At 59.8% G+C, this 3,814-nt stretch carries 2 protein-coding genes; both read right to left on the bottom strand.

All coding sequences use genetic code 11. The features are described 5' to 3' along the window. Positions 1–48: 48 nt before the first annotated feature. The gene (locus NHF53_RS22465) at positions 49–636 is read right to left on the bottom strand and encodes a recombinase family protein (protein WP_374591304.1); all 588 of its coding nucleotides are present in this window, start codon (positions 634–636) and stop codon (positions 49–51) included. Between the two features lie 129 nt (positions 637–765). After that, entirely contained in the window at positions 766–3,690 is a 2,925-nt protein-coding gene (locus tag NHF53_RS22460) for a Tn3 family transposase (RefSeq protein WP_252836186.1), read from the bottom strand. Positions 3,691–3,814 lie beyond the last annotated feature (124 nt).

Below are 3,814 nucleotides of genomic sequence, written 5' to 3'. Positions count from 1 at the left end.
AGGCCCGGTGACATCATAGCTCGATTTTTTGGCCATCGAACAGAACATTTAGGGAACGGCGCGTAGCGGGGTCGAGGCGCTGGCTCTGTCCTGCGCGACGATGCGGCTGATGGTTGCGCGATGGACGCGGAATATTCTGGCAATGTCGGCGGCACTTCTGCCGGCGTCAAGCATGGCTCGGACCTCGATCTTCTGATCGGATGTGAGCTTGGGTTGACGACCACCAACGCGGCCATGCGCGCGGGCATTCTTCAGGCCGGCCTGGGTACGCTCCTTGACCATCGCGCGCTCAAATTCTGCAAAGGAGCCAAGCATTTGCATCATCATTCGGCCGGCCGGGCCGGCAGTCTCGATCGCTTCGGTCAGAGAGCGGAACGCGGCGCCGACCTTGTCGAGCTGTTCCAGGACATGAAGCAGATCCTTGAGGGAGCGCGACAGTCGATCGAGTTTCCAGACCACCAAGACGTCGCCGGCGCGCACCTGGTCGAGAAGCCGATGGAGTTCAGGCCTGTCCCAACGACCGCCCGAGGCCTTCTCCTCGAACACACGCTCGCACCCGGCGGCTTTGAGAGCCTCGACCTGGGTGGTTGTGTCCTGTTCGTCTGCTTTGGAGACGCGCGCATAGCCTAGAATCATCGCATAAACCTGTTGCCTTGAATATTGGTTTGGCAACAGGTTTTCGCGCATGCCAAACCCTTGATTTTTGGTGAGCCGCCGGAACGTTGCTCAAACGTTCGTTTGTGCAGCCGCCGATAGCACACTGCTTTACGCGGCAAGAGCGGGCTCGAACGCAATGCGCTGCTCCATGTCCGGATCGAACTCGCCATATGGATTGACGTGGCCATAGATCATCGGCGTCAACCCTCGCCAATCTTCCTCCGTCATCCGGCCCGCCCAAGCCGGCTCCGAGAGGATCTGCTGCAACATCAGGATATTCACATAGACCAGACAGTTCTGCAGCAAATGCAGGCCCAGCACCGAGAGCTCCTGATCCTCCAGGCGGTTGCTCGATATCTCGCCGCCCTTGCCGAAGAAGATAAAGCCGTTGGCGCTGTTCCAGTTCTCGACCACGTTCAATCCTTCGTGGATTTCACGACGGAACGCTTCCTCGGCCAGATAGCGGCACAGGAATATGGTTTTGACGGCGCGTCCGAGCTCGGACAACGCATCATAGGTCGGGTGCTTGACGGCCGCCCGCGCAAACCGGCGCAGGATCGCCTCCGGCTCGGCGGTCCGGCTGCGGAGCGCGGCCGTGTATTTGATCATCTGATCGTACTGCTTCTCGATCAGCTCCCAATCTATTGTCTTGGTCAGGATGGCGCCGAGATTGCCTAACTCCTCGCGCAGGTGCGCATCGGGAAGATAGAGACGCTGGCGTGCTATCGCCTTCAGGCGCGGCGCCAGCTCGAAGCCCAGTAACCGGCAAAAGGCGAATGCAACTTCGCTTTGCCCATGGCTATCGACATACTGCTTCTGGATCTCTGCATCGGTGCAGTGCCGGAGCACACCCTCGATCATGGCGCCCACTTCGGACGAAGAGCAGCGCTTGAGCTGCGAATAGATGCAGGTAGATCGCCGCTCGACATGCCAATAGATCATAACGCCGCGGCCCTGATAGCGCACGTGCCATTCGGCCATCAGGTTCTGGTCCCAAGCGCCGAACTTCTTTGAATCGGAGGCGCAGGACGCCGTTGCCTCGCCCCAGATCGCCGGATTCCGGATTGAGAGGATGGCGTTCGTCACCAGCGCTGTCGCCCTGCGCAACTCCTCCTTGTGCAGGAAGCGACGGCGCACATAGAGCAGGTCGGAATAACTCACCCCGTCCGTCGCCGCGCTGATCCGCTTAAGGCCGGCGTTGGTGCCGATCCCATAAAGGCACAGGATCAGGCGACGGCGCAGCGTGTCCTCATCCAGTACCACCCGATCGCCCGAGCTGCGGAATTCATCCAGAAAGCCGGTCCGGTGCGCCGCCTCTTTCAGGATGTCGAGCAATCCCGTCACAGACCAGCGTCGTTCCAGTTCGGCCTTGATCGCGTCGAGGTTTTGAGGCGCCTTTTGAGGCTCCAGCGGCGAGAGCCCGATGCGGTTGCGCCCCTTCGCCGTCAAACGCACCTTGGCATTGCCGGGCATGCTGGCGTTGAGACGACGCAGCCCTGTCTCCAATTCCTGTTTCAGGTTGGCGACATAGGCCTTGGCATCCTCGGTTTGGCCGAGCTCCCGATAATATTCGCTCCGACGCTCCTCAAAGTCCTGGGGCAGATCCTCATCCGGATTGCGGTAGCGATCGGAGCCCGGCACCCAGATCTCCTTGCAGCGCAGGCGTTCGCGCAATGCCGTCAGGATGCAGATCTCGTAATTGATCCTGCTGATACGCCAGGCGCTGGCATCAACTTTCTCCAACACCACGTCCCGCCATCTGACCGGAATAAGTTCGCTGATCGCCGGCCCTTCGGCAAGATGGACGACCCGGCTACCGTCATCGAGCATGCCGCGTATCAGGTCTACGGCCTCAAGCACGGGCCGGTGCGTATTGTTCGATCTGAACTCCAGCACCTCCAGCAAGGGCGGCAGCATTCGCCTGTAATGATTGGCATAAGAGGAGTGAAGCACGGCATGCACGCGCTTTTGGAACGAGCCCTCCGCCCTGTATTCCCGCGCGACAGCCGAGAGCACGTTCTGGTCGGCAACCGGAAACACCACCTCGCGCACCACCCCGTCCGGCCGCGAGATCGAAGCCTCGGCAATCAGCGCCAGAATCCGTTCCTTGCCCTGCACCCTCTTGAAGTCCTGTGTCATGCCCGACACTATTTTGCGCTCAGCCTTGGTCGAGAACTTGTGAACCGTCTCGATCAGCAGGTCGACCAGGCCGTCAGTGATCTCCTGTTCGCGGTGCGCCAGAAAGATGGCGTAAAGCCCGAGCTGACGCTCGGTTGGATGACGCCGCATCTCCCAGGCCGTCTCGTGCGACAATCGCCGGCGCAATTCGCCCAGCAGGACTGGCCCGGCGCAGGTTCGAACCCAGGCCGCAATATTCAATGACCGGATGAAGGCGAGCAGCCGCGCTGCGGACAGCAGGCTTTCAAGTCCGATCTGGCCCGGGTCCGATCGGATCGCATTGTAACCAGTCACGCCGTCCGGCTCGTTCAGCGAGCCTTCCATCAATGCGATCGCCGGCGCCGACAGACTGGCGGCAACGCGAGCAAGAAGTTCGCTCTCAAAATCCCGGCGGCGCGATTTTATAAAGCGCGTCAGCTCGCCGGGCGCCAGGCTTTGAACCTTATGATCGCGAAACCACAAACAGGCGCGCTCGGTCATGGTCTCCAATGTCACCCCAGTCGGGCAAACCTCGCTGAAAATCCAGGAGGACAAAGCGCCGATGTCCAAAGCCTCCATACGGCGAACCCCGAGATGCTCGAAGATCCGCTGTCGATGACGCCGACCTGATCGCCCATTCCAGCTATAACGATCAATGTCGGCAATCGAAGCTGCGACCTGCTCCGCGAGATATTCCAGCGCCTGTTCCGGTATATCCGTTGCCCGCTCCGGAAAGCGCCCCGTCGAACCATAAAGCTTCAACTGTGCCGCAAAACCCAGCCGCATATGGGATTCCAGTTCCGTGACGAGCTGTAATTCCTCGAAGGAAATACTCCACAACGACGACAGCGCATTCCCGTCTAAAAGTTCTGCCATAAACCGCTCCGTCGCCCGCGACGGATTATCAGCACAATTTAATGGCAACAGTCAATTGCGGAGGTACCGTTCTATAATTGTTCGATTTGGTGGCCAAATAATCGAGCTATGATGTCACCGGGCC

Source organism: Ciceribacter sp. RN22 (genome assembly GCF_024054295.1).
Classification (GTDB): Bacteria; Pseudomonadota; Alphaproteobacteria; order Rhizobiales; family Rhizobiaceae; genus Allorhizobium; species Allorhizobium lividum.
This window is presented reverse-complemented; position numbering and strand designations above follow the sequence as displayed.

What these genes read in the sequence shown, in the direction of transcription:
- NHF53_RS22465 (WP_374591304.1), bottom strand. Translation starts at nt 636, where the DNA reads ATGATTCTAGGCTATGCGCGCGTCTCCAAAGCAGACGAACAGGACACA.
- NHF53_RS22460 (WP_252836186.1), bottom strand. Translation starts at nt 3,690, where the DNA reads ATGGCAGAACTTTTAGACGGGAATGCGCTGTCGTCGTTGTGGAGTATT.